Raw genomic sequence first — 24,635 nt, 5'->3', positions numbered from 1 at the left:
TGGTTTTGACTATATCAGTAAAATAGAGGGAATAATGTCATTAAACGAATCGAATACTACATTATATAACATTAGCAGTCTTGAACATCTCCATGCGATTTTCAGAATATATAGACCACACAATGGATTTGGTGTTGTATATCGCGGTCAGGCTGATTGTCATTGGAAGTTGCTACCAAAAGCTGGAAGGCAGGAATATCTTCTACCTGATGATCGCGATCTAGGGATATTTAATGACTGGTTGGATCGAGCTATAGCTTATGAAAATGTCCCGAATCATTTCATTGAGCAACTCGCTCTTGCACAACATCATGGCTTGGCTACTCGATTACTAGATTGGACTATTAATCCGCTTATTGCATGTTATTTTTCTTGTTGTTCCCATCACGATAAAGATGGAGTTATTTACATGCTTGAATTGCCAAAAAACTTTTGCCCCAGTCGATCTGTCAATGGAAACTTTAAAAGAAAGTAGTGAAGTTATTTCTTATAGACCAAGACAGTTTTCACCTCGGATTTTAAATCAGGGAGGGATTTTTACTATTCACAATCCCCCAGATACTACTATAGATATTGGGCCGGGAAGAATTGCCTTAGATATGCCTAATTTAGTGCAAGTAATACTGGGTAAAAATTTAAAGAATGATATTCTTGAAATGCTTTCTGATTATGGAATTGATGAACGTTATATTTATCCTGACTTGGATGGCTTGTCAAGAAGTCTAAATCATTCAATGATGAGAATGGTAAGGCAGAGAGTTGAACGGATTGATTTATAAACTTTTCAATAATTTAATTTTTATATTGAGGACAATCAAGTGGCAAACTTGGATTTTTTAGTAAACGATTTTGACCGTATTAGCTACTTGGCTAATTTGCTAACAGCAAGAGCAACTGGTGGAGCATCGGATAATAATGAGTATATGCAATTAAGGCACCAATTGTTGCAAAATTCAAATATAGCTCAGTATCTTCCAGCATTTGTTAGGCAGCATAGGTCATTGGATTCATTTTGGTCATTTATTCAGCCAAAATTCAGCACTTATGCAGAACGACGTACTTTCATCTCTGAACAATTTACACCTATTTTAGATGCGTTAGAGTTTAATCAACCAATCCAAATCACACAAACAGTACAAAGATTTAATGATAGAAATCCTACTTTAAACTCTTTGCCAATTACTAGAAATAAAAGAAAGGTTTTCATTGTTCATGGAAGAAATAATGAAGTGAAGCAAGAGGTAAGTCGGTTTATTAGTGACTTAGGGCTTGAACCAATTATTCTGCATGAGCAGGCTAATGTTGGTATGACAATAATAGAAAAAATTGAACGCTACACAAATGATGCTGATTTCGCTTTAGTGTTATACACTGCTTGTGATCTAGGGAGGGGAGTAGATGAACCAAATGCCCCCCAATTTCGTGCGCGACAAAATGTAGTATTTGAACATGGTTATCTTATGGCAAAGTTAGGCCGTGAAAATGTGTGTGCATTGGTAAAGGATAATATAGAAACACCTAATGATATAAGTGGAGTTGTTTACGTGCCATTAGATAATTATGGTGCATGGAAAATAAGTGTAAGCAAAGAACTTAAAACCTGTGGTTATTCAATAAAATCAATAATATAAATATCCAAGCTTGTGTCTTTAAAGCTATTTTTTATGAAGAATCTGATTAATTCATACGTAGGTAATATGTTTACAACTTCATAGTTCAATATTATTTACCATGTGTGGGCTAGGTGGTTCTATGGTTTTAGATAGTAGACAATAAAAAGAATAAAAGGGCTTTTGGCCCTTTTATTTCATATAACTGGTTGATTTTAAATCTATAAAATCACCACATATTAAGCTTCTTCTCTCTTTCATCTTCTTCTTTTCTGAGCTTTTTGGCAAGCTTAGGATAATAAACCATACGGTCAATGTCTTTTGGCCAACATACCATCACTGCATAGGAAAATAATATCAATGAAATGAATAACCCAACGAAAAAATGAGATGTAGTCGGATCTCTATATTTCAGATGTTCCCAAAGCCAGTCAATAAACATCTTACTGGAACCGTCTGATGCAGATAGATACCATTCAATAGAAAAAGTTAAAAAAACACCAAAGGAAATAATTTCAGAATTTCTTTGCTCTTTTTCAAATGTGTTTATTTTGTTTTTCTCTTCCATGTATATTTTAAATGACAAATCATCTCCAGTACCTAATGCATCTTCTCGTAGTTCGCCAGAAAAAACTTCACTATGATTTTTTTATATATCTGTTTTTCTTCATTTTGAAGGAATCTGCTGTATTTTATATTTATTAAAACAAGTGAAAAGATCAAAGATATTGTCTTTAGGATAATTGATGAAAAAATTCCTAAAGCGATAGTTATTCCTGCTAGATCAGCTAATGATAAATCGAATTCTTTCCCCAGCTTTATACCGAATAAGCCATTTCCTTTTAACCAGAAATAGAGAACATCAAAACATAAGGTAAAGTAAATAACTTTAGCTACTTTGATCGAATCCCACAAACCATCAGCAAAATTTAATACAGAGATAGGGGCGCTGTTATTGTTGGACGACATGAGTAATTTCCTTTTTATAAATTAACCAATGATATAAAACCCCAATATTAATGAGTGAGAGGGCGGAGAGTAAACCATCTTTATCAGTCCGTATTGTAGCATCATGCGGTGTTGTTAAAGACTTTTAGCCTTGTGGGTGAAGCCGTGCGAACATTGTTCTTTTCCATGTGACTCATTTGAAGTTCTACCACATCTTCAGGCCAGATTCCCGATTCAATCAAGGCACTACACGCCAGTGTTCGGAAACCATGACCGCACAGGTCAGTTTTGGTGTCATAGCCCATTTTGCGCAGTGCTTTGTTGATGGTGTTTTCGCCTATGGGTTTCATCGCATCATAACAACCCGTCAGGATAAAGCCATCATCACCGTTAACGTTATAGGTGAGGTCTTTTAGTTCTTCTAAAATGTTCAGTTGTTGCTGCACCATAAAGGCTATGTCGAGAGCTACAGGCGAAAAGGGGAGAAGCTCACCTTTTCCTACAAAACGCCCCTGATGTCGTCTGTAGGGAATTGTAGTCAATAATCCTATGCAAAGAGCGGAGCATGCGCCATACAGTGATGTTGTCAAAGTTAATAGAATGAAGAAGGTGATAGCTATCCCTGAGCTTTTCTTTATCTGTATGGGAGGTACAGGGGGAAAATAAAATTATTATAATCTATTGATTTTTAAGATATTAACAATAGGGGTGAGTATGTGGGGGGATTGACTCGCTGCGTCCTTCCGCTCGCCCTGCGGGCCGCCGTTGGCGGTCCAAAACGCCAATCCTGTCGTTTTGTCGAACCCTGCCGAGGTTTCTCATCCGTCCCATCACCATAAAAGAAAACGCCCTTAACTTGCGTCAAGGGCGTTTTCTTTTATATGGCGGTGAGGAAGGGATTCGAACCCTTGATACGTTTTCACGTATACACACTTTCCAGGCGTGCTCCTTCAGCCTCTCGGACACCTCACCGTGGCCTCGCTGTATCGCATAGCAGCGGACGGCGCTAATGTAGGGAAATTGCCGAACAGCGTCAACAAACTTCTGCATTCAATACGCGCAATTAGCTAAAGTTAACGCAATTTGCTGCTTTGCTCACCGCTTTTCATTTTCGCCCTCGCGCATTCCCCCTCCATGCGCCAAAAACAGATGTTTCAGTTGTGTTAATCATGCGTTGTAATTTCGTTCGCTGGCTGCGGAATAGCCCTGGAAATGGTATGCTGATTTGCAAACGTTGACCCAGGAGAACCTATGTATCCCGTCGATTTACATATGCACACCGTTGCCAGCACACATGCTTACAGCACCCTGCACGATTACATCGTCGAAGCACAGCAGAAGAATATCCGCCTGTTTGCCATCACCGATCATGGCCCGGATATGGCGGATGCACCGCATTACTGGCACTTCATGAATATGCGCGTCTGGCCGCGTCTGGTGGATGGCGTCGGCATCCTGCGCGGTATCGAAGCAAATATTAAAAACATTGAGGGTGATATCGACTGTACCGGACCGATGTTGGATCAGGTGGATGTGATTATCGCAGGCTTTCATGAGCCGGTTTTTCCACCACAGGATAAAGATACGCATACTACGGCGATGATCGCGACCATGGCACGTGGCGACGCGCATATCATTAGCCACCCCGGCAACCCGAAATTTCCTGTCGATATCCGTGCGATTGCGGAAGCCGCGGCGAAATACAACGTGGCGCTGGAGCTAAATAACTCCTCTTTCATGCATTCACGCCAGGGTAGCGAGCCAAACTGTCGGGCGATTGCGGAAGCCGTGCGTGATGCTGGTGGGTTACTTTCTTTAGGTTCCGATTCCCATATTGCGTTTTCTCTGGGAGACTTTACCCACTGCGAACGTATTTTGCAGGAAGTGAATTTCCCGCAGGATCGGATATTGAACGTAAGTCCTCGGCGCGTGTTGGATTTCCTCGAACAGCGTGGAATGCCTGCTATCGCTGAACTTGCTGATTTGTGACGCTGTCACTTAAAAAGCGTTACTTAAAGACAGAGTCACTTAACAATAAATAGGGTTATGAATGAACGAGTTTTCTATTGTGTGCCGCCTATTGGGCACGCTGTTTTATCGCCAGCCGCAGGATCCTTTGCTGACACCATTATTCACGTTGATTAAAGACGGAAAACTGGCGCAGCACTGGCCGCTGGAGCAGGATGCATTGTTGGAGCGTTTACAAAAGGGGCTGGATTTGCCCGCAATGGCGGCGGATTATCAGGCGCTGTTCGATAGTGAAAATGGCTCAGTGTCACCGCTGCGCTCGTCTTATGAAAGCGGTGCTGATGACGCGGAAATTCGTACCTTTTTGCAGCAGCGTGGCATGCCGTTAAATGACGGTGGTGTGGTTGGGCATTTTGGTAGCTTGTTGCTTGCCGCGTCATGGCTGGAAGATCAGGCACAAGAAGATGAAACCGCTGCACAGATTACCCTGTTCGATGAGTATCTTTTACCGTGGAGCGATCGTTTTCTCGGAAAAGTAGAAAGCCACGCCACCACGGCATTTTATCGTACGCTGGCGATAGTGTGCCGTGAAGCGCTGGAAGCGATGCGGGATGAACTGGGTGAAAGCGACGAAGAAGACGAGTCGGAAGCGGAAGAATAATACCGCGGTATGAAACCTCGCAGTATGAAACCCAGCAGTATGAAATCTAGTGCGCCGATAGCAAACATGACGTGTGCTATCGGCGAGTCAGTATTAGTCAGTAAACAGGATAACGATCTGGCCAGGTTTGATTTCGATGCCTTTTGCCATCTTCTTCGCTATCGACTCCGTTGTGCTCTTATCCGCATTCAGCACGTAAGCGGGTTTTTGGTCAAAATAGCTTTTTAGCGATTGATTAAGATACGGGCTCAGCGTTTTCATTACCGCCTGCATTTTTTCCGGCTGTGCGGTGTAATCAACCAGTTCCATATCTTTCAGGTAAATCGCGCCCTGCGCTTTATCAAAAACCGGCTGTGCTTTCAGCGTAAGCTTCATGTCGGCAGCCTGATTGCCTAACAGGGACGAAATATCGACCTTCGCGTTTCCCGTCAGCGTCACTTTCCCCGGTTCTGCCCGACCAATCTGGCTGGACAGTTCGGTTAACACAATATGGGCATCCACCACGCCAGGCACGCCCAGCTGTTTCTGATAATCATTGTGTTTTTGCAGGTACTCATTCACTTCTTGCTCACTGAGCGTGTATTGCGTGAGTTTATTACAGCCACTGAGTGTAAAAGCCAGCAGCACTGCGGCCGCTGCCATCCATCCTGATTTTTTCATTATTCTGACCTCTTGATGCTATTTACGCGCACAATTCATTCCTACGGTGTTCTATTCACATGAACGAGCGCTTTATGTGAATAATCAACACGATTCTGCACGGGCAGCGTGCGCCTGATGCGCAGGGTAAACAATAGGATAGCACTGAAATGGCGGATAATGCCGCTTCAGAACGAAGCGGCGGAGTAAAACTAAACGATTAGATACTAAACGATTAGATTGCCAGGCTGCTGAGTAGCGTGACCTGAGTCTGTTTCGCCATGTTATCCCGATAGTCCGCGACACGGGAAGGCGGCGTAACACCCGCAACGATGGACAACGAGCGGAGTAGCGGGAAGAGGTTGATGTCGTCTGTTGATAACGTGCCGTTACAGGCATTCGGTTGAACAATCAGCGGATCCAGATCCTGTAAATCATTGTTCAATTTCTTAATCAGCCCCTGCGAGTGGTTCAGGTGATCAGCAAAATTGCCTAGCTGGGCTTCTTTCTTATTGATGAAATATTGTCGGGCGGAAGCGGAGGCAAATTCTTCAAAAGCCGCCTGAGCAAAGCGGGGGATAATGAGACGCGGCGTATACTCGGTGACTTTACGCAGCCAGGCGGCGATGGCCGGATTGGTTGGGCCAGTCAGCAGCGGTTTGCGGTCGTAATTATCGATGTAATGAACGATGTCCATGCTTTCTGGCATGTAGCTGCCATCGTCTTTTTGCAGAATGGGCACCATTTTCTGGCCGATCAGTCTCTCTGGCGTTGCAGCGTCATCGTTCGCCAGTATTTGCAGTTCGACAGGGAGATTTTTCAGGCCGAAGATCATGCGCGCTTTAACGCAGTAGGGGCAGTGATCGTAAATGTAGAGCTTCATACATCGTCTCCTAAATCACAGGTTGTAGACAAAGGCCGCAGGGCGACCAAGCGTGTAACCCATCATCAAACAAGGTAAGTCGAGTATGCGAGAAGGCTCGCGACGATAACAATTGTTTGAATGTATTAGGAAAGTATAGGAGGGCTTTACCGACGAGATCAAACTCGTCGGTAAAATTCAGACTAATGACCACCCAGCATCGCGGGCTCAATGCGGCGTTGGTTGAACTGCCAATACAATGCGGCTAACGTCAGGAACCCGATGGTGCCGAGCATGAACCACGGCAATTCCGGTTGATTCAGTGCGTGTCCGGTATCGAATAACCAGCCGCCGCCGCTGTAACCAATCGCGCCACCCAGTGCCAATCCAAGTCGGCTGAACCCCATATAGCTGCCTCTGGCTCTGGAGTCCGCCAGCGAAGCGCTCAAGGTTTCACGCGCAGGTTCGGCAATAATGGAGCCAATATAAAACAGGCTGATCAGCAGCAGCAGGGTTTGTAACTCCGTCGTCATCCCGATCGGGAACATACTGACGGACATGATGAAAAGCCCAGCCATCAGGCGCTGTTCCAGCCGGAAATGCTTCTCGCTCCAGCGGGCGATAGGGTAAAGCAGCGTCAGCGACAGCACCGCTTCAATGGCGTACATCCATTTCACCGCAGACGGCGTTCCGGCGAGCTCGTTGACCATAATCGGTAGCATCAGCAGAACCTGAACGGCCAGCATGTAATAGCCCGTCAGTGTTAACACATACATCAGGAAACGGCGGTCGCGAATCACGCGCGTCAGCCCTTCCCGTATTGGCGTCTTGACCGTTGAGATGCGGTAGGCTGGCAGCAGCCAGGCATTAAGCGCAGCGGCAAGCACAAAAATGACCGCACCCGCCCAGCAGACAATCTCGAAATCGTACTGGAGCAGCCAACTGCCGATGAGGGCACCGATAACGGCACCGGCGCTATCCTGCATCATTAACAGGGAGTAGAACCGGCCGCGTTCCTGCGGACGAACCAGCTTGATGACCAGCGCGGTACGTGGCGGATCGAATAGCGTGCCGCCAAGGCCGGATAGCGCACAAGACAACCAGAGCAGCCAGGGTTCATCGGCAATCGCCATGAAGACAAAACCGGAGGCACGTAGCAGCATCCCGGTAATAATCATCGGTTTGGCACCAAAACGGTCAGCAATAGCCCCGCCGAAAATACCGAGCCCTTGCTGAATAAACTGGCGCAATCCCAATGCGATACCGACTAATAATGCGGCCCAGCCGAGATCGTCGACAAAGCGAATGGAAATAAGGGGAAAGACAACGAAGAATCCCAAAACCACCAGCATATTATCGAGTAATAAAAAATATTTACCCAAGCTCCGAGCTTGCGACATCAGAGGCATGTTTCACCACAACGAAGAAAGGAGGAAAATAACAGACGTGACTATTTTGTACTCTAATTCGACTTTGGTATAGCCTATTGTTGGATAATATTTTTTTATCGATTTAACGTTATCCTGGTAGCATTTCGGCGAGAAAAAATGCCTTTCCTGATTCAACTGCGCAATAACTCGGCGACGGGGATTTTACGTCTATGAATTTATGTGGTTATAGTAAGGATTATCGGAAATACCGATATTTTCTGCTTATGCTGAAATAGTCACTTTTTCAGCGGCGATGAATTTTACTTATCGATAACATGGAGAGACAGGGGGAAAAATGTTTGGCTACCGTTCAACGCCGGCAAGAGTGCAATTGACAACTGACAGGCTGGTGGTGCGTCTGGCCCATGAACGCGATGCATGGCGTCTGGCTGAATACTATTCTGAAAACCGTGAATTTCTTAAGCCGTGGGAACCCGTTAGAGACGCGAGCCATTGCTACCCATCAGGCTGGCAGGCGCGGTTGAGCGTGATTAACGATATGCATAAGCAGGGCAGCGCCTATTACTTCCTCCTGTTGGACCCGAATGAAAACGAAGTGTACGGCGTGGCGAATTTCAGCAACGTGCTACGGGGATCCTTTCACGCCTGCTATCTGGGCTATTCACTTGGTCAAAAATGGCAGGGGCAGGGGCTGATGTATGAAGCGCTGCAACCGGCAATACGTTATATGCAGCGTCAGCAGCATATGCATCGCATCATGGCTAACTATATGCCGCATAACCAGCGTAGTGGGGGATTACTGACGCGTTTGGGGTTTGAACGTGAAGGCTATGCGAAGAATTATCTGCTCATTGATGGCAAATGGCAGGACCATGTATTAACCGCGCTGACCAACGCCGAGTGGAAGTCTCCGCGTTAAGGAAAAATGATGAAATACCAATTGGATGCTCGTGAGGCCCGCGTGATTGGTTGCATGCTGGAAAAGCAGATCACGACGCCGGATCAATACCCGATGTCGTTAAACGGCATCACCACGGCCTGTAATCAGAAAACCAACCGTGAACCTGTGATGGAACTGAGCGAAAGCGAGGTCCAACAAACGCTGGATTTACTCGTGAAGAAGCATTTCCTGCGCACGCTCAGTGGGTTTGGTAATCGTGTCGTGAAGTATGAACATCGTTTTTGTAATTCTGAGTTTGGTGACCTGAAGCTCTCGCCTGCGGAAGTCGCGCTGGTGACGACGCTGCTTCTGCGCGGTCCACAGACGCCGGGCGAACTGCGTACGCGTGCGGCCCGATTGTATGAATTTTCTGATGTCGGTGAAGCTGAGTCTACCCTTGAACAGCTGCAACAGCGTGAGGATGGGCCGTTTGTCGTCCGACTGGCACGGGAAGCAGGGAAACGGGAAAGTCGCTATCAGCACCTTTTCAGCGGCGAGGCTAGTGATGCTGCTGCTCCCGAAGCAGACAGCGAAAGTGATCATTCGCCGCTAGCTGAGCGTGTTGAGGTGTTAGAAAAAGAGGTCGCCGAACTCAAACGTCAGCTTGCCGCGCTGTTAGCGTAATGAATCTGTCTCAGGGAGAAAATCAGTTATGAAGCCTCAGTTTACGTCTGCGGAAAGTGTTCCAGAGAATAGCGGCTTGACCCAGCGTCCGCGTATCGGTGTTGTTGGGCTGGGATCTATCGCGCAGAAAGCCTATTTACCGATTCTCAGTCAGGCTGAACGCTGGGAGCTGGTTGGCGCGTTTTCTCCCGATCGGCAAAAGACGCAGCGAATTTGTCAGGACTATCGGATGACAAGTTTCTCTGCACTGGATGAACTGGCAGCACAGTGCGATGCGGTTTTCGTTCACAGCAGCACCGCCAGCCATTTTTCCGTTGTGAGCCAGCTACTTAACGCGGGCGTCGATGTCTATGTAGATAAACCGCTGGCAGAGACGCTGGAGCAGGCGGAAGCACTGGTCGAATTGGCAGAGCAACGACAAAAAATTCTGATGGTTGGTTTTAATCGTCGTTTCGCACCGTGTTATCAGCAGCTAAAACAGCGGCTGGATCAACCGTCATCGCTGCGCATGGACAAACATCGGATTAATGGTGTTGGTCCGCAGGATGTCCGTTTTACTCTGCTGGACGACTATCTGCATGTGGTGGACACCGCACTTTGGCTAGCGGGCGGCGACGCTCAACTGATTGATGGCGTGTTGCATGCGAATGCGGACGGCCAACTGCTGTATGCCGAGCACCATTTCCAGAGCGGCGGTTGTCAGGTGACGACCAGCATGCATCGTCAGGCTGGAAGCCAGCGCGAATGGGTTCAGGCTGTTACCTCGGGTGGACTCTATCAGGTAGATGAGATGCGTGAATGGCGCGAAGATCGTGAAGGAATAACGATCCGCCCAGCAGTACCCTCCTGGCAAACCACGCTGGAACAACGCGGATTTGTCGGTGCGGTGCAGCATTTCATCGCGGCCATTGAACAACGGAAACCAGCGGAAACATCAGGTAACCAGGCGTTGCTGTCCCAGCGTATGATTGAAAAATTGCTGGGAAAAAGCTGAAAAGTTCGACGGTTATGACAATGTGCGGTAGCTATTACACGTGCAATGCGTAGACTAGTCGCACCTCGCAATCAGGATAACCTCAACGGGTTAATAATCGGTCCTGAACCATTCAGAACATAATCGGATGAATCTACTTAAATCACTGGCTGCCGTCAGTTCCATGACCATGTTATCGCGCGTTTTAGGCTTTGTACGCGATGCCATCGTCGCCCGTATTTTTGGTGCCGGTATGGCGACGGACGCCTTCTTTGTGGCGTTCAAGCTGCCCAACCTGCTACGGCGAATTTTCGCGGAAGGCGCATTTTCACAGGCTTTTGTGCCGATTCTGGCCGAATATAAAAGCCAGCAGGGCGACGAGGCTACGCGGACGTTCCTCGCTTATGTCTCTGGTATGCTGACGCTGATTCTGGCGTTAGTCACCGTGGCGGGGATGGTCGCCGCACCGTGGGTCATCATGGTGACCGCGCCCGGTTTTGCCGCGACGCCAGAGCGATTTGAGCTCACATCGGATCTATTAAGAGTCACGTTTCCCTACATCCTGCTGATCTCGCTGACCTCTATGGTCGGTTCGGTGCTCAATACCTGGAACCGTTTTTCGGTGCCCGCGTTTGCTCCGACATTGCTTAATGTCAGCATGATTGGTTTCTCGCTGTTTGCTGCCCCGTATTTTAACCCACCGGTGATGGCGCTGGCCTGGGCGGTTTTGGTTGGCGGTTTACTGCAACTCGGCTATCAGTTACCGCATTTGAAAAAGATTGGCATGCTGGTCTTGCCCCGCTTGAAATGGCGTGAACCTAGCGTCTGGCGCGTCATGAAGCTGATGGGGCCTGCGGTTCTGGGTGTATCGGTAAGCCAGATTTCGCTCATCATCAACACCATTTTCGCCTCTTTCCTCAGCGAAGGGGCAGTGTCATGGATGTATTACGCCGACCGTCTGATGGAGTTTCCTTCCGGCGTTCTCGGCGTGGCATTAGGGACGATCCTACTGCCGTCGCTGGCGAAGAGTTTTGCCAGTGGTAATCATGACGAATACTCCCGTCTGATGGATTGGGGGCTCCGCCTGTGTTTCCTGTTGGCGCTGCCGAGCGCGGTGGCATTAGGCATTTTGGCTAAGCCTTTAACCGTGTCGCTGTTCCAGTACGGCAAATTTAGTGCCTTTGACGCGCTGATGACCCAGCGAGCGCTGATTGCCTACTCGGTTGGACTGATGGGACTGATTGTCGTCAAAGTACTCGTGCCCGGTTTTTATTCTCGGCAGGATATCAAGACGCCAGTCAAAATAGCGATAGTCACGCTGATCCTGACACAAGTTATGAACCTGATCTTTATCGGCCCGCTGCAACATGCGGGGCTGGCGTTGTCTATCGGGCTGGCTTCCTGCCTGAATGCAGGCTTACTGTATTGGCAACTGCGTAAGCAGGACATTTTCCAACCGCTGCCGGGTTGGCGGGGGTTTCTGGTTCGCCTGTTGACGGCAGTTATTGTGATGTCGCTGGTTTTATTGGGTATGTTGTGGTGGATGCCCGCGTGGGATGACGGCAATATGACAATGCGAATCCTGCGCTTGTTGCTTGTCGTGGTCGCGGGGGCGGGTTCCTATTTTGCTACGCTGGCGCTGTTGGGGTTCCGTCCTCGGGATTTCGCCCGCCGTAGCGTGTAACAACGCCAAACCGTTATTCGGTTGTCTTTACCTGTAACGCAAAACGCCATTGGTGGCAGCACCAATGGCGTTTGTGTTTCCAATGAATAGATTTTCAGTCGATGGAGAATTACATCTTCTCGACGGTTTCGATACCGAGCGTATCCAGACCCTGCTTCAACGTTTTCGCAGTCAGCAGTGCCAGTCTCAGACGGCTTTGACGCACGTCGTCACTTTCGGCATTGAGAATCGGACAGTGCTCGTAGAAACCAGAGAACAGACCCGCCAGATCGTACAGGTAGCTACACATCACATGCGGCGTGCCTTCACGAGCGACGGAGGTGATGGTTTCTTCAAATTGCAGCAGACGCGTGGCAAGCGCAAATTCACGCTCATCGCTCAGCGTAATCGGCTGCGTTAAGCTGTCTTCCTGTATTCCCGCACGCTTGAAAATAGACGCGACGCGCGTATAGGCGTATTGCATGTAAGGCGCGGTATTGCCTTCAAACGCCAGCATGTTGTCCCAATCGAAAACATAGTCTGTGGTACGGCTCTTCGACAGATCGGCATATTTGATCGCGCCGATGGAAACCACTTTCGCCAGCGCGGTTAACTCATCGCTTTCCATTTGTGGGTTTTTCTCTGCGATGAGCTTCAATGCGCGATCGTAGGCTTCATCCAACAGTTCGGACAGCTTGATCGTTCCGCCTGCACGCGTTTTGAATGGTTTCCCGTCTTTGCCCAGCATCATGCCGAACATATGGTGTTCCAGGCTGACAGAATCAGGTACGTAACCGGCTTTACGCACGATGGTCCAGGCCTGCATCAAATGTTGATGTTGGCGGGAATCGATGTAGTAAAGTACGCGATCGGCGTTCAGGGTTTCATAACGGTATTTGGCACAGGCGATGTCCGTTGTGGTGTAGAGGTAGCCGCCATCCTTTTTCTGGATGATGACACCCATCGGTTCGCCTTCCTTGTTTTTATATTCATCAAGGAAAACGACCGTTGCGCCTTCGCTCTCAACCGCCAGACCTTTTGCTTTCAGGTCGGCAACAATACCCGGCAGCATACTGTTATACAGGCTTTCACCCATAACATCCTGTTTGGTCAACGTGACATTGAGGCGTTCATAGTTGATCTGGTTCTGCGTCATGGTGATATCGACGAGCTTGCGCCACATCTGACGGCAATACTCATCACCACCCTGCAATTTCACCACGTAAGCGCGTGCGCGTTCGGCGAAATCTGCATCTTCATCGTAGTGTTTCTTCGCTTCACGATAGAACGCTTCAAGATCGGAGAGATCCATCTCGCTGGCGCTTTCGTTTTGCATTTTTTCAAGGTAGGCGATCAGCATGCCGAACTGCGTACCCCAGTCACCAACGTGGTTCGCACGAATCACGTTGTGGCCTAAAAACTCCAGCGTACGGGCTGACGCATCACCAATAATGGTTGAGCGCAGGTGGCCGACGTGCATTTCTTTCGCGACGTTAGGGGCAGAGTAGTCAATCACGATCGTTTGAGGCTCAACGGGGGCTAAACCCAGTTTTGGTGCATTCAGGGCGTTCTCAACCTGGCTCGCAACCCACTGCTTATCGAGAAAAATATTAATAAATCCCGGGCCTGCGATTTCTGTTTTTTCCGCAATGCCCTCCAGCGCCAAAAGTTGGACGACTTTTTCGGCCAATTGTCGCGGCGGCATGCCCAGTTTTTTTGCCACGGCCATAACGCCATTGGCCTGATAATCACCAAACTGTGCTTTTGCCGACTGACGAATCTGAGCTTCGCTGTCTGCTGGCGCGCCCGCGGCGGTTAACGCCTGGCTGACTTTTTCGGAGAGAAGAGCCTGAATATTCACCGGTTTACCTTAAATAAAAAATTAAGCCTTGCTTATACCATATTTGCCTTTCCTCGTCAGCAGACGGGGTGAGGCAAAGGGATGTTCAGGCGAAAAAACACCCAGCAAGCGGGAGGTAAAAGAAAGGGGGATGAGATGAAAAAATGGATAAGGAGAACACGACAAAAAAAGAAAAAGTAGTTTTAGGTAGAATAAAAATAAATCAAATCGCGATCTTAACGTTTTTTTGACCGACTATTCGCACCAATTTTATGTGAGTCTCTGGTTTTAAAATGACGAAAAATAGCGTATGCCGCAATAGCGATAAGCGCGATGGATATAATGAGTAAAACCATGATGATATCTCTGCGTTATTATTTGTTTTCTTAATTTATACGTTTTCTTTTCGGCGTTCAATGGGGCGGTTCTTATTTAAGATTCCTCCCAGAATAGATTGCGAGAAGTATCGTAGATTACACCAGGTAAAAATTATTTCCGTTTATTAATCAAACAGCATGGTTACCTTTTCTTTGCATTTAATGCGTTTCACGTAATGAAGGTGTAAATAAATGTACGTGGGTAAAAATAGAATTTAATTAGAATGTGTCACGGGTGTGATATTCTCATTGCGCAAATGGTGATTGATAATGTGAGATGCCGCGAGGAGTGTTGCCCGATATGTTACCCGATGATTTGATAACGGATTTAGCGCGTTTTGAGCAAGCGTTACAGGAATTGGCCGATGTGTTACAGCTGGATTTAGGTGCATTTCATGCCGATCATATTTCATTGCGCTGCCATCAGAATACGACGGCTGAATCATGGAAAGCGGCGTTGCTAAAGGTCGGTAACCTGCTGTCTGAAAACCAAATCAATGGCCGCACAATCTGTTTGTTTATTCTGGACAATGCCATCACGGTAGGTCCCTGGCAGATTACCTGTGTTGAACTACCGTGGCCGGGGAAAAAGCATTATCCTCATGAAGGTTGGGAGCATGTGGAACTGGTGCTGCTCGGGGAGGCGGAAACGCTGCACCAGCGTGCGCTAGCCTGCTTGTCGGATGATGCGCTGCGTACGCCGGGCATCAAGCTTAAATTCAGTTCTCCGCAAGGCGAAAAAGAGCGAATTCCTAATCCGACATTGGCGGTAACCAACGGGAAAGTGACAATAAAGTTTCATCCATTTGATATACGCGATGTTGTCGCAAGCGAAATGTCGACGCTATAAAAATAGCGTATGCCTCGTACGTAGTGTAATCATAAAGATAACATTGGCGGAAAGGTAAAATGGCATGTCATGTTATTCATGCCATTTTCTTTTGCAGTGGAACAGATTAATAAAACTGTGGATTATGTCATGTTTATTTCGGCAATGTATCGCGTTCATTGTGACTCCTGTCTCCTCACGATATGAATGCGAATGCCATAGTTATTACTTTAATCGGCGTGATGATTCGTCGATTTTTCGATAATTAAGAAAAGTGGTCTGGGAGTTTACATGGAGGAGCAGCGATGACGAAACTGGAAGTATGCTGTTATAGCGTTGATTGCGCGATAACAGCAGCGCAGTCTGGGGCTGACAGGATTGAACTCTGTGCAGGACAGCGAGAAGGCGGGTTAACGCCATCCTATGGTGCGCTGCGTGGCGCGCGCGAAAAGGTCGCGATTCCTGTCCACCCAATTGTGCGCCCGCGAGGAGGCGATTTTTGCTACAGCGCGACGGAATTTGCTGCCATCAAATACGACATTGAGCAGATTCGTGAGATGGGTTTTCCCGGTGTTGTTGTCGGCGCACTTAATGAAGAAGGGCACATTGATTTGCCCAAGATGCGTGAAATCATGGCAGCGGCTCAAGGGATGGCGGTGACCTTTCATCGTGCGTTCGATATGTGTCTGAACCCATACATTGCACTGGAGCAGCTCACTGAGCTTGGCGTATCGCGCATATTGACCTCTGGGCAGCAGCAGACGGCGGAAAATGGGCTGCGGTTATTACGTGAACTAACACAGGCCAGTCGCGGTCCAATTATTATGGCGGGTTCCGGCGTGCGGCTGACTAACGTACACAAATTTCAGCAGGCCGGTATCCGGGAACTACACAGTTCCGCAGGCCAGTGGACACCTTCTCCGATGCGCTATCGCAAAATCGGCGTGTCGATGTGTTCTGATACGGAATTAGATGAGTTTAGCCACTATTGCGTGGATGGCGATGTGGTGGAAGCCATGAAGCGGGCAGTCAGCCCGGACCGTGAAATGCAGTACGTGTCATGACGTCAGGCATTTAATGGCGTGGCGGTAGAGAGACAGCGTTGTTCTAAACACCACATCGGCATTCTTCAATTTTGCCGCGCCGCATACCATCAGGTGTGCATGGCAAGTACCAAGCCCCAGCGTGTTGCTGGGGCTTTTTTTGTCGAGTGCGGCAGTTTAGGGCTGGTAGACCCCAGGTTTACGGGCAACCAGTACGGCACGTACCGGAGCGGGGTAGCCTTCCACCGTTTTCGTCGGATCTTCAGGATCGAGGAATTCAGCCAGAGATTCCGTGATCATCCAGTCTGTCCGCCGTTGTTCCTGCGTTGTCGTGGTACAGATATCCACGACGCGAACATCAACAAATCCGCATTTCTCAAGCCATGTGGTCAAGGCTGCGGCAGAAGGGATGAAATACACATTGCGCATTTGCGCGTAGCGTTCTCCCGGAACCAGCACCTGATTTTCATCACCTTCAATAACCAGCGTTTCCAGCACCAGTTCGCCACCTGCCACCAGTTGATTCTTCAATTGCCACAGGTGATCGAGTGGGGAACGGCGGTGGTAGAGCACGCCCATTGAAAACACGGTGTCAAACGCGGCAAGTTCGGGGAGTTGCTCAATGCCGAGTGGTAAAACGTGCGCCCGTTGATCGTCACCGAGCAACTTACGCACGGCTTCAAACTGGCATAAGAACAGCTGCATGGGATCGATGCCGACTGCCATCGTGGCGCCTTCACCAACCATCCGCCACAGGTGATAGCCGCTGCCGCAGCCCACATCCAGAATCAGGCGATTCTTCAGCGGGCTGATGTGCGGCAGAACGCGCTGCCATTTCCAGTCAGAACGCCACTCCGTATTGATATCCACGCCGTAAAGCGAAAAAGGGCCTTTACGCCAGGGCATTAGATTACGTAACAGCTTTTCAATGCCTTCTCGCTGACCGACTGAAATATCGGGTTCCATGCGTGCCGTAACGCTGTCATTCAAATCCAGAGAGGTTGGCGTCAGCGACGGAAGATGTTCCAGCGAGTTAAACCAGAGTTTGAACTTGCCGTGCAAGGATTCCTGCTGCCAACTGCTGAGCTGTGAAGGCAGCGTGTTAAGCCAGTGGCTGAGCGGGCCTTTTGCGATTTGCTGATAAAAATTGCCGAAATCGATCACGCCTTTTCCTCTGCTTTCACGGCTAATAACGAACCAAAATTAAAACACTGAAACCAAATTTCACTGTGCTCAAAACCGGCATCTGCCAGTCGGGCCTTATGGGTTTCTACTGAATCGGTCAGCATGACGTTTTCCAGCATGCTGCGTTTCTGACTGATTTCTAACTCGCTGTAGCCATTTGCCCGTTTGAAATCGAGATGCATGTTGAACAGCAATTCACCGACGTCTTTGTCCGCAAAATTGAATTTCTCTGAGAGCACGAGCACGCCGCCGGGATTCAAGCCCTGATAAATACGCTTGATGAGCACCTGACGCTGGGAAGGTTCCAGAAACTGAAGGGTAAAGTTCAGCACCACCATAGACGCATTTTCGATATCAATATTCAGAATATCGGCTTCTATAATCTCGACGGGCGTATCGGAACGGAAAGCGTCAATGTGGCTGCGGCAGCGTTTCACCATTGCCGGAGAATTGTCTACCGCGATAATTTTGCAACCCGGCACAGAGATATTACGTCGCATAGACAGCGTGGCTGCGCCCAACGAGCACCCTAGATCGTAAACGTGACTATCCGGGCGGACGAAGCGTTCTGCCAGCATGCCAATCATCGAAATGATGTTGGAATAGCCGGGCACGGAACGTTGGATCATATCGGGGAATACGTCGGCAACGCGTTCGTCGAATGTCCAGTCGCCTAAATTGGCAATTGGCACAGAGAAAAGCATATCGCGGTTTGGCATGGCAGAAAGTGCACTGAGAGTAATAAAGAGGCGCGTATTCTAGCAGAATACACGGTAGCCTTCACCTTTCACGTGGTGTAGACGTAGGGTGTGGATGCGGTTTTTGATTCCCGGACGCATAATGTCTGTGCGCCCGAGAGAGGCGGGGATAGTTTTTGCCTCACGCCATCAATACAGCGTGAAAACCAGATCCCAAGGAAGATAATAGAGGTTTGCTGCAATCATCAGAATGAGCGAGGCATAGGTTGCCGCCATACCTGAACGCCGCCAGCGGAATTCGCGATGCCGAAGGCCGTAGTAGTGAACCAAACGTCCCGCAATCAATAAAATGCCGCAGAAGTGGATCATGATGATAAGGGCACCGTTCATTTCCATCAGCACTAGCAGAATTGCCGCAATCGGAATGTATTCCACTGCATTGCCATGTACCCGGATCGCCGTTTGCAATTCATAAAATCCGCCGTCGCCATACGCCACGCGATACTGCATTCTGAGTTTCACAACATCAATAGACAGCTTTATCAACAAGATTGCGCCAAGCACGATATAGAGCGCACTTACCATTTTTTACTCCGTGACCTAACCGAAAACGGCTTGCAGAATAATAGCTTTACCTAACGCAACTGTCGCCTGGAAAGGCTGATTTTTTTAGCGGAAATGGATTACGTTGCGAAATTGCTTATAACCAAACGAACTAACTCATGGGGATATTGAGTGGTTCAAAAGAGCGTCGCCTGCTGTGGCCAATCCGGCTGGGGCGGCAAGGTCGGATCGATCTCGGCGAGTAATGGCCAAAGCTGCTGCGCCAGCGGTGGGGCATCACCGATATCTGGTGTATGGATAAAGAAGAAGGGATTTGCCTCACGCCATTGCGGCAACTTGTTACGCCATGACTCAAACCAGCGAAGATTTTCTTCCTGCTTTTCACTGCCGATAAAGCGAATCAGCGGCTGCGTGGCGGTCAGTACGGCATGTACCGGCACGCGAGGTTTCTTCCGCTGGGCTTCACGCATAGCCGCACTGTCTGGCGCGGCGTGGTGAACCGGGCGGCTGTCGAGAATCACGCGGTTGATATCGCGCTGCTGTAGCCCCTGATTCAGCGCGCGCTCTTCATCGCCTTTGGCAAAAAACAGCGGGTGACGTACTTCCACGCCGTAGCTAAATCCCTGTGGCAAGGCATCAAGAAAACGCCATAAAACGGGCAACTGTGTGGGGCTGAAGGCGGCGGGAAGCTGTAGCCAGAGCTGTCCGATACGGTGGGCAATCGGCTCAAGGCATTGATAAAAAAGCCCGACATCGCTGTCACAATTCTGCAAGGCAGTTTTATGACTGATCGTTGAGGGAAACTTGAAGCAAAAGCGGAAGTCATCATGCGTCATATCACGCCAGCGCTCGACAACCTCGCGTGAAGGCAGCGCATAAAAAGTTGTGTTACCTTCCACACAGGTAAAATAGCGGCTGTAGTCGGCAAGATCGTTTAATCCCAACCGACTCCAGGCGGGATGCTGCCATTGCGGTAATCCGATATACATCATCGCACCATAACATCATTGAAACTCAAGCAGAATGGCGATGATTATCGCGTAATTGTCATGGCAGCGCGAGTGAACCGGGATAAATCGTTTATAAAATCTCGTCCGCCCACTGCGTTGCTTCCATGATCATCGTAAAGAAGTTTTCCTCATCGATATCCAACTGGGTCAACAGTTGCTCAAGCTCTTCCCATTCTTGCTGTTCGTATTTAGTGATTAACGTCAGATAAACCGCGAGTTCACCGGTATGATCCAATAAGCTTTGGTTAATTTTTTCCGATAGGGCAATTTGTGAGAGCAGCAACGGCATGGGTGAATCTAATACGGCATCAAGCAGGGACAATAATCCGCATAGGAACGCCTCGGTGGTATCGTCTTTCACATTAAAAGAGGCATGCAATAATTCAAAAAATCTGGCGCGAATTAAGCTGGTGCGATAAAGCTCACTGGGTTTATTTTCATTGCTGTTGGTAATGCTAATTAACGAGACAAAACGTTTAAGTTCGCGTTGTCCAAGCAGCATCGCCATCGCGCGGAAAGACATTGTGGTCGAGGTAATACCAAAGCGGGTGTTGTATTTGATATTGGTGATGTAACGCATCAATTTATAATAAAGCGACAGATCGGCGCAGACCAATTCTTCGATCGTGGCATAGTTGAGCTCAGGTTTATTGACCTCTCTCAACAGTCTGACGGTATTGCTGGAGTTACTGACCAATTTTTTCGATTTGATCATTTCAGGACGACTGAAAAAATATCCCTGAAACAGTGAGATGCCCAGCTTCTTGCTTTGTAGGTACTGCTCATGCGTCTCTACCTTTTCGGCCAGATAGATTAACTTGCGCTGCGTGGTTCTTTTGATGAAATTTTCGATGTCACCAAAGGTCGACAGGGTTAAATCGAATTTGATGATGTCAACGTAAGGCAAAAACCGATCCCATTCTGAATCCATCGAAAAGTCATCAAGCGCAATTTTGAAGCCCTTTCTTTTTAGCTTTTTTACGGCAGCAAAGAGATCATTGTTGGGGATCGAATTTTCAAGGATCTCAATAACAACTTTTTCCTGTGGCAATACTTCCGCCTGGCCATTGATTAGCATCTGATGGGGAAAATTAATGTAGTAAGGCTGTTCGACCACGGACCTTGTCAACGGATTGGTTAAGAACTGATCAGATATAAGCTGCGCAGTTGCAAATTCAGGACTCACGTCAGGAAATCTATTGGTGACGTCCATGCGAAAAAGTAGCTCGTAAGCAACGGTTTGGAGGTGTTGATTTAAAATGGGTTGACGGGCAACAAATGAATACATAGTTGTTCTCCATGTAAACCATACGCATTTGCCAGCAATGGGAAAGCGCTTTTTATTAAAATTTTTATAAAAATCAGCAGTTACTTGGTAATTTTAGCAGGTTTTACTAAAAGAGAAGGTCGGTTTCCGCAAATCCTCACGCGATGTGGGTCGGCGAGTTCTGCGTCTTTGGGCCGATGATTGGGGCTTCCATAGATGTTCAGTTTTGCAACAACTCTATGCGGATTAGTGAACATTCCGTTAACCGGAAAGGAAATTTCGTAAAAAGAGTAGGCGGCAGCGTCGCAGAGCGTTACCTTCATGCTTATCGTTCGGGCGAATATCCTTTATAATAGCCGCCTTTTTTCATCGGACAGTAACCCAGAAAAACCATACCGTGCAGCGAAAATGCCACTGTTTTTGCACTGTGAGATCTACCGTGAAAAGTAATCTACCGTGAGAACGTGTGAGCTGGCGGATGAGTAAAAGGACATCGTGATGCGTACTAATTATTGCGGGCAGTTGAATTCGTCCCATGTGGGCCAGGAAGTGACATTGTGCGGTTGGGTTAACCGCCGCCGCGATCTGGGTGGTTTGATTTTTATTGATATGCGTGACCGCGAAGGGCTGGTTCAGGTGTTTTTTGACCCGGATCGTCAGGACGCATTTAAACTGGCATCCGAGTTGCGTAACGAGTTCTGCATCCAACTTACCGGTGTCGTACGTGCCCGTCCAGAAAGCCAAATCAACAAAGATATGGCGACGGGTGAAGTCGAGATTTTTGCCACCGCACTGACGATCGTTAACCGTTCTGAAGCGCTGCCGTTGGACTCCAACCAGACCAATACCGAAGAAGCACGTCTCAAATTCCGCTATCTGGATTTGCGCCGTCCTGAAATGGCGCAGCGCCTGAAAACACGCGCCCGTATCACCAGTTTTGTGCGTCGTTTTATGGACGACCACGGCTTCCTGGACATCGAAACCCCGATGTTGACCAAAGCGACGCCGGAAGGCGCGCGTGACTATCTGGTGCCAAGCCGCGTACATAAAGGCAAATTTTATGCGTTGCCGCAGTCCCCACAGCTATTCAAACAGCTGCTGATGATGTCCGGCTTTGACCGATACTATCAGATCGTCAAATGCTTCCGTGACGAAGACCTGCGTGCCGACAGACAGCCAGAATTTACCCAGATCGATGTGGAAACCTCTTTCATGACCGCGCCACAGGTGCGTGAAGTGATGGAGAAGCTGGTGCGTGAACTGTGGCAGGACGTGAAAGGCGTCGATCTGGGCGATTTCCCGATCATGACGTTCGCAGAAGCCATGCGCCGTTTCGGTTCCGACAAGCCAGATTTGCGTAACCCGTTAGAACTGGTCGACGTTGCCGATCTGGTTAAAGACATTGAATTCAAAGTCTTCTCCGGCCCGGCAAACGATGCTAAAGGCCGCGTTGCCGCTATCCGCGTACCGGGCGGCGCACAGCTGAGCCGTAAGCAGATTGATGAATACGGCAAGTTTATTGAAATCTACGGCGCGAAAGGTCTGGCTTACATCAAGGTCAACGAGCGTGCCAAGGGCCTGGAAGGCGTTCAAAGCCCGGTAGCCAAATTCCTGAGTGAAGACGTTCTGTCTGCCGTATTGGATCGTACTGCGGCACAAGATGGCGACATCCTGTTCTTTGGTGCGGACAGCGCGAAAGTGGTGACCGATGCGCTGGGCGCGCTGCGTCTCAAGCTGGGTCGCGATCTGAACCTGACGAAAGACAATAGCTGGGAACCGCTGTGGGTTGTCGATTTCCCAATGTTTGAAGAAGATGGCGAAGGCGGTCTTGCTGCGATGCACCATCCGTTTACTGCACCGCGTGACATGTTGCCTTCTGAACTGGCTGCTAACCCGGTTTCGGCAATCGCCAACGCGTATGACATGGTCATTAACGGTTATGAAGTGGGCGGCGGTTCCGTGCGTATTCACAGTGGTGAGATGCAACAAACCGTGTTCAGCATTCTGGGCATTACCGAACAAGAGCAGCGCGAGAAGTTTGGCTTCCTGCTGGACGCATTGAAATACGGTACACCGCCGCACGCGGGTCTGGCGTTTGGCCTTGACCGTCTGGTGATGTTGCTGACGGGTACCGATAACATTCGTGACGTTATCGCCTTCCCGAAAACGACGGCAGCAGCGTGTCTGATGACGGAAGCGCCGAGTTTCGCCAACCCGGCTTCGCTGGAAGAGCTTGCCATTGCGGTTGTTGTGAAAGGGAAAGCGGCTCAGGATGGAAAATCCGAGAACGAATAAGATGGTATACAAGCGACCCGTTTCGGTTCTGGTGGTGATTTATGCTCGTGACACCGGGCGGGTGCTGATGTTGCAGCGGCGTGACGATCCTGAATTCTGGCAGTCGGTAACAGGCAGCATAGAAGAAGGGGAAAGCGCGTCGTATGCCGCACAGCGTGAAGTCAAAGAAGAAGTTAACATCGATATATCCGCGGAAGCGTTATCACTCTTTGACTGCCAGCGCTGTATTGAGTTTGAGCTATTTGCTCATTTGAGACGTCGCTATGCGCCGGGGGTTACGCACAATACCGAACACTGGTTTTGTCTGGCGTTACCTGCTGAGCGCGAGGTGCAATTATCCGAGCATCTTGCTTACCAGTGGCTGGATGTGCCCCACGCGGCACAGCTAACCAAGTCCTGGAGCAACCGGCAGGCGATTGAGGAATTTGTTATTTATCCGGCCTGAACAGGCTTTTTTCGGAGATTTTTATGGCAGGTCATAGTAAGTGGGCTAACACAAAGCATCGTAAAGCAGCACAGGACGCCAAACGCGGTAAAATCTTTACCAAGATTATCCGCGAACTGGTTACCGCAGCCCGTCTGGGCGGTGGCGATCCGGGTTCTAACCCACGTCTGCGCGCCGCGATCGATAAAGCTCTGTCCAACAACATGACGCGCGATACGCTGAACCGTGCGATTGCCCGTGGCGTCGGCGGTGACGATGATGCCAACATGGAAACCATCATTTATGAAGGCTACGGCCCGGGCGGCACGGCCGTCATGGTGGAATGCCTGAGTGACAACCGTAACCGTACCGTTTCCGAAGTGCGTCACGCGTTTACGAAAACCGGCGGCAACCTGGGTACTGATGGCTCCGTTTCGTACCTTTTCACCAAGAAAGGCGTTATTTCTTACGCGCCGGGTTTGGATGAAGATGCGGTGATGGATGCGGCGCTGGAAGCCGGTGCCGATGATGTCGTGACGTACGACGACGGTGCGATTGACGTCTTCACGCCGTGGGAAACGTTCGGTGATGTGAAGGACGCATTAGACGCAGCTGGCCTGAAAGCGGAGTCGGCTGAAGTGTCGATGATCCCGTCTACTAAAGCGGATATGGATGCAGAAACGGCACCGAAGCTGATGCGTCTGATCGACATGCTGGAAGACTGCGACGATGTGCAGGAGGTTTACCACAACGGTGAGATCTCCGATGAGGTGGCTGAACTGCTGTAATGGCAGGTCGGTAATGCAACGTAGCAACAGCTATCC

The 24,635-nt window shown here is 48.8% G+C and carries 25 protein-coding genes, 1 tRNA gene and 1 pseudogene; 14 read left to right on the top strand and 13 right to left on the bottom strand.

All coding sequences use genetic code 11. The features are described from left to right. Positions 1 to 34 precede the first annotated feature (34 nt). From ACIPUG_RS03300 to ACIPUG_RS03290, 3 genes are read left to right on the top strand one after another with little or no spacing between them, the layout of a single operon-like run. Positions 35 to 475, top strand: coding sequence for an FRG domain-containing protein (locus ACIPUG_RS03300; protein WP_400337277.1), 441 nt, complete (start codon positions 35 to 37; stop codon positions 473 to 475). Next, a complete protein-coding gene (locus tag ACIPUG_RS03295; RefSeq protein WP_400337275.1) occupies positions 453 to 779 on the top strand; it encodes a hypothetical protein in 327 nt (108 codons plus the stop codon). The genes ACIPUG_RS03300 and ACIPUG_RS03295 overlap by 23 nt, the downstream gene beginning before the upstream one ends. A gap of 39 nt (positions 780 to 818) precedes the next feature. Continuing rightward, positions 819 to 1,631, top strand: coding sequence for a TIR domain-containing protein (locus ACIPUG_RS03290; protein WP_400337273.1), 813 nt, complete (start codon positions 819 to 821; stop codon positions 1,629 to 1,631). Positions 1,632 to 1,839: 208 nt separating this feature from the next. On the opposite strand, the gene ACIPUG_RS03285 is transcribed toward ACIPUG_RS03290, so the two are convergent. The 4 genes and pseudogenes from ACIPUG_RS03285 to ACIPUG_RS03270 form a co-directional block, all read right to left on the bottom strand. Beyond that, entirely contained in the window at positions 1,840 to 2,196 is a 357-nt protein-coding gene (locus ACIPUG_RS03285) for a hypothetical protein (RefSeq protein ID WP_400337271.1), read from the bottom strand. Positions 2,197 to 2,210: 14 nt separating this feature from the next. Next, complete coding sequence (locus tag ACIPUG_RS03280) at positions 2,211 to 2,579, bottom strand: hypothetical protein (protein WP_400337269.1); 369 nt, start codon at positions 2,577 to 2,579, stop codon at positions 2,211 to 2,213. 117 nt (positions 2,580 to 2,696) lie between these two features. Next, positions 2,697 to 2,998: pseudogene (locus ACIPUG_RS03275) on the bottom strand (tyrosine-type recombinase/integrase); the annotation flags it as partial. 442 nt (positions 2,999 to 3,440) lie between these two features. Further along, positions 3,441 to 3,530, bottom strand: a tRNA-Ser gene (locus tag ACIPUG_RS03270). Between the two features lie 279 nt (positions 3,531 to 3,809). Between ACIPUG_RS03270 and ACIPUG_RS03265 the strand changes: the two genes are divergently transcribed. Both ACIPUG_RS03265 and ACIPUG_RS03260 read left to right on the top strand, forming a co-directional pair. Further along, the gene (locus ACIPUG_RS03265; RefSeq protein ID WP_039500776.1) at positions 3,810 to 4,547 is read left to right on the top strand and encodes a phosphatase; all 738 of its coding nucleotides are present in this window, start codon (positions 3,810 to 3,812) and stop codon (positions 4,545 to 4,547) included. Between the two features lie 61 nt (positions 4,548 to 4,608). After that, positions 4,609 to 5,187: a molecular chaperone gene (locus tag ACIPUG_RS03260; protein WP_039469090.1), complete on the top strand. Its 579-nt coding sequence runs from the start codon at positions 4,609 to 4,611 to the stop codon at positions 5,185 to 5,187. 93 nt (positions 5,188 to 5,280) lie between these two features. On the opposite strand, the gene ACIPUG_RS03255 is transcribed toward ACIPUG_RS03260, so the two are convergent. The 3 genes from ACIPUG_RS03255 to mdtH all read right to left on the bottom strand — a co-directional run bounded on the left by ACIPUG_RS03255 (position 5,281) and on the right by mdtH (position 8,097). Beyond that, positions 5,281 to 5,847 (bottom strand): lipoprotein, encoded by a 567-nt coding sequence (locus tag ACIPUG_RS03255; RefSeq protein ID WP_400337266.1) that lies wholly within the window; start codon positions 5,845 to 5,847, stop codon positions 5,281 to 5,283. A 214-nt stretch (positions 5,848 to 6,061) separates the two neighbouring features. After that, positions 6,062 to 6,709: a glutaredoxin 2 gene (grxB, locus tag ACIPUG_RS03250; protein WP_039273247.1), complete on the bottom strand. Its 648-nt coding sequence runs from the start codon at positions 6,707 to 6,709 to the stop codon at positions 6,062 to 6,064. Positions 6,710 to 6,891: 182 nt separating this feature from the next. Then, positions 6,892 to 8,097 carry a multidrug efflux MFS transporter MdtH gene (gene mdtH / locus ACIPUG_RS03245; protein ID WP_010275951.1) on the bottom strand — a complete coding sequence of 402 codons (1,206 nt, stop codon included), beginning with the start codon at positions 8,095 to 8,097 and terminating at the stop codon, positions 6,892 to 6,894. A gap of 316 nt (positions 8,098 to 8,413) precedes the next feature. Here mdtH and rimJ point away from each other — a divergent pair, with 316 nt between their 5' ends. The 4 genes from rimJ to murJ all read left to right on the top strand — a co-directional run bounded on the left by rimJ (position 8,414) and on the right by murJ (position 12,300). After that, entirely contained in the window at positions 8,414 to 8,998 is a 585-nt protein-coding gene (gene rimJ, locus ACIPUG_RS03240; protein WP_014915138.1) for a ribosomal protein S5-alanine N-acetyltransferase, read from the top strand. Positions 8,999 to 9,007: 9 nt separating this feature from the next. Next, positions 9,008 to 9,643, top strand: coding sequence for a YceH family protein (locus tag ACIPUG_RS03235; protein ID WP_320696899.1), 636 nt, complete (start codon positions 9,008 to 9,010; stop codon positions 9,641 to 9,643). A gap of 28 nt (positions 9,644 to 9,671) precedes the next feature. Further along, on the top strand, positions 9,672 to 10,637 hold the full coding sequence (locus ACIPUG_RS03230; protein ID WP_205546386.1) for a Gfo/Idh/MocA family protein: 966 nt from the start codon (positions 9,672 to 9,674) through the stop codon (positions 10,635 to 10,637). A gap of 127 nt (positions 10,638 to 10,764) precedes the next feature. Continuing rightward, positions 10,765 to 12,300: a murein biosynthesis integral membrane protein MurJ gene (gene murJ, locus ACIPUG_RS03225; protein WP_205541593.1), complete on the top strand. Its 1,536-nt coding sequence runs from the start codon at positions 10,765 to 10,767 to the stop codon at positions 12,298 to 12,300. 109 nt (positions 12,301 to 12,409) lie between these two features. Here murJ and argS read toward each other — a convergent pair whose 3' ends face one another. Continuing rightward, positions 12,410 to 14,140: an arginine--tRNA ligase gene (gene argS, locus ACIPUG_RS03220; RefSeq protein ID WP_336853388.1), complete on the bottom strand. Its 1,731-nt coding sequence runs from the start codon at positions 14,138 to 14,140 to the stop codon at positions 12,410 to 12,412. A gap of 657 nt (positions 14,141 to 14,797) precedes the next feature. On the opposite strand from argS, the gene ACIPUG_RS03215 reads away from it, so the two are divergent. Continuing rightward, positions 14,798 to 15,346 carry a VOC family protein gene (locus tag ACIPUG_RS03215; protein ID WP_400337263.1) on the top strand — a complete coding sequence of 183 codons (549 nt, stop codon included), beginning with the start codon at positions 14,798 to 14,800 and terminating at the stop codon, positions 15,344 to 15,346. 284 nt (positions 15,347 to 15,630) lie between these two features. Then, positions 15,631 to 16,389: a copper homeostasis protein CutC gene (gene cutC, locus ACIPUG_RS03210; protein WP_039469109.1), complete on the top strand. Its 759-nt coding sequence runs from the start codon at positions 15,631 to 15,633 to the stop codon at positions 16,387 to 16,389. Positions 16,390 to 16,545: 156 nt separating this feature from the next. On the opposite strand, the gene cmoB is transcribed toward cutC, so the two are convergent. From cmoB to ACIPUG_RS03185, 5 genes are all read right to left on the bottom strand, one after another. Further along, positions 16,546 to 17,532, bottom strand: a complete 987-nt coding sequence (gene cmoB, locus ACIPUG_RS03205; protein ID WP_010275923.1) for a tRNA 5-methoxyuridine(34)/uridine 5-oxyacetic acid(34) synthase CmoB — start codon at positions 17,530 to 17,532, stop codon at positions 16,546 to 16,548. Beyond that, positions 17,529 to 18,272, bottom strand: coding sequence for a carboxy-S-adenosyl-L-methionine synthase CmoA (gene cmoA, locus ACIPUG_RS03200; protein ID WP_039273264.1), 744 nt, complete (start codon positions 18,270 to 18,272; stop codon positions 17,529 to 17,531). Before cmoA ends, cmoB begins: the two co-directional genes overlap by 4 nt. 168 nt (positions 18,273 to 18,440) lie before the next feature. After that, positions 18,441 to 18,836 (bottom strand): MAPEG family protein, encoded by a 396-nt coding sequence (locus ACIPUG_RS03195; protein ID WP_010275916.1) that lies wholly within the window; start codon positions 18,834 to 18,836, stop codon positions 18,441 to 18,443. Between the two features lie 155 nt (positions 18,837 to 18,991). Then, entirely contained in the window at positions 18,992 to 19,804 is an 813-nt protein-coding gene (locus tag ACIPUG_RS03190; RefSeq protein ID WP_080762771.1) for a DUF72 domain-containing protein, read from the bottom strand. Positions 19,805 to 19,895: 91 nt separating this feature from the next. Continuing rightward, the gene (locus tag ACIPUG_RS03185; protein WP_180774069.1) at positions 19,896 to 21,113 is read right to left on the bottom strand and encodes an EAL and HDOD domain-containing protein; all 1,218 of its coding nucleotides are present in this window, start codon (positions 21,111 to 21,113) and stop codon (positions 19,896 to 19,898) included. 477 nt (positions 21,114 to 21,590) lie between these two features. On the opposite strand from ACIPUG_RS03185, the gene aspS reads away from it, so the two are divergent. The 3 genes from aspS to ACIPUG_RS03170 are packed head-to-tail and all read left to right on the top strand — an operon-like array spanning position 21,591 to position 24,599. Beyond that, on the top strand, positions 21,591 to 23,387 hold the full coding sequence (aspS, locus tag ACIPUG_RS03180; RefSeq protein ID WP_039527691.1) for an aspartate--tRNA ligase: 1,797 nt from the start codon (positions 21,591 to 21,593) through the stop codon (positions 23,385 to 23,387). Between the two features lies 1 nt (position 23,388). Continuing rightward, entirely contained in the window at positions 23,389 to 23,832 is a 444-nt protein-coding gene (gene nudB, locus ACIPUG_RS03175) for a dihydroneopterin triphosphate diphosphatase (RefSeq protein ID WP_039273284.1), read from the top strand. 23 nt (positions 23,833 to 23,855) lie between these two features. Then, positions 23,856 to 24,599: a YebC/PmpR family DNA-binding transcriptional regulator gene (locus tag ACIPUG_RS03170; RefSeq protein WP_010275900.1), complete on the top strand. Its 744-nt coding sequence runs from the start codon at positions 23,856 to 23,858 to the stop codon at positions 24,597 to 24,599. Positions 24,600 to 24,635: the final 36 nt, after the last annotated feature.

Origin of the sequence: Pectobacterium sp. CHL-2024 (genome assembly GCF_044751765.1) — a bacterium.
In the GTDB taxonomy this organism is placed as follows: domain Bacteria; phylum Pseudomonadota; class Gammaproteobacteria; order Enterobacterales; family Enterobacteriaceae; genus Pectobacterium; species Pectobacterium brasiliense.
This window is presented reverse-complemented; position numbering and strand designations above follow the sequence as displayed.

Bases quoted from the DNA above. Each gene is read 5' to 3' on its own strand.
- ACIPUG_RS03185 (WP_180774069.1), bottom strand. From the start codon at position 21,113: ATGTATTCATTTGTTGCCCGTCAACCCATTTTAAATCAACACCTCCAA.
- ACIPUG_RS03190 (WP_080762771.1), bottom strand. From the start codon at position 19,804: ATGTATATCGGATTACCGCAATGGCAGCATCCCGCCTGGAGTCGGTTG.
- ACIPUG_RS03265 (WP_039500776.1), top strand. From the start codon at position 3,810: ATGTATCCCGTCGATTTACATATGCACACCGTTGCCAGCACACATGCT.
- ACIPUG_RS03255 (WP_400337266.1), bottom strand. From the start codon at position 5,847: ATGAAAAAATCAGGATGGATGGCAGCGGCCGCAGTGCTGCTGGCTTTT.
- ACIPUG_RS03230 (WP_205546386.1), top strand. From the start codon at position 9,672: ATGAAGCCTCAGTTTACGTCTGCGGAAAGTGTTCCAGAGAATAGCGGC.
- mdtH (WP_010275951.1), bottom strand. From the start codon at position 8,097: ATGCCTCTGATGTCGCAAGCTCGGAGCTTGGGTAAATATTTTTTATTA.
- ACIPUG_RS03235 (WP_320696899.1), top strand. From the start codon at position 9,008: ATGAAATACCAATTGGATGCTCGTGAGGCCCGCGTGATTGGTTGCATG.
- ACIPUG_RS03195 (WP_010275916.1), bottom strand. From the start codon at position 18,836: ATGGTAAGTGCGCTCTATATCGTGCTTGGCGCAATCTTGTTGATAAAG.
- rimJ (WP_014915138.1), top strand. From the start codon at position 8,414: ATGTTTGGCTACCGTTCAACGCCGGCAAGAGTGCAATTGACAACTGAC.
- cutC (WP_039469109.1), top strand. From the start codon at position 15,631: ATGACGAAACTGGAAGTATGCTGTTATAGCGTTGATTGCGCGATAACA.
- ACIPUG_RS03215 (WP_400337263.1), top strand. From the start codon at position 14,798: ATGTTACCCGATGATTTGATAACGGATTTAGCGCGTTTTGAGCAAGCG.
- murJ (WP_205541593.1), top strand. From the start codon at position 10,765: ATGAATCTACTTAAATCACTGGCTGCCGTCAGTTCCATGACCATGTTA.
- nudB (WP_039273284.1), top strand. From the start codon at position 23,389: ATGGTATACAAGCGACCCGTTTCGGTTCTGGTGGTGATTTATGCTCGT.
- aspS (WP_039527691.1), top strand. From the start codon at position 21,591: ATGCGTACTAATTATTGCGGGCAGTTGAATTCGTCCCATGTGGGCCAG.
- ACIPUG_RS03295 (WP_400337275.1), top strand. From the start codon at position 453: ATGGAAACTTTAAAAGAAAGTAGTGAAGTTATTTCTTATAGACCAAGA.
- ACIPUG_RS03280 (WP_400337269.1), bottom strand. From the start codon at position 2,579: ATGTCGTCCAACAATAACAGCGCCCCTATCTCTGTATTAAATTTTGCT.
- ACIPUG_RS03170 (WP_010275900.1), top strand. From the start codon at position 23,856: ATGGCAGGTCATAGTAAGTGGGCTAACACAAAGCATCGTAAAGCAGCA.
- grxB (WP_039273247.1), bottom strand. From the start codon at position 6,709: ATGAAGCTCTACATTTACGATCACTGCCCCTACTGCGTTAAAGCGCGC.
- ACIPUG_RS03300 (WP_400337277.1), top strand. From the start codon at position 35: ATGTCATTAAACGAATCGAATACTACATTATATAACATTAGCAGTCTT.
- ACIPUG_RS03260 (WP_039469090.1), top strand. From the start codon at position 4,609: ATGAACGAGTTTTCTATTGTGTGCCGCCTATTGGGCACGCTGTTTTAT.
- cmoA (WP_039273264.1), bottom strand. From the start codon at position 18,272: ATGCCAAACCGCGATATGCTTTTCTCTGTGCCAATTGCCAATTTAGGC.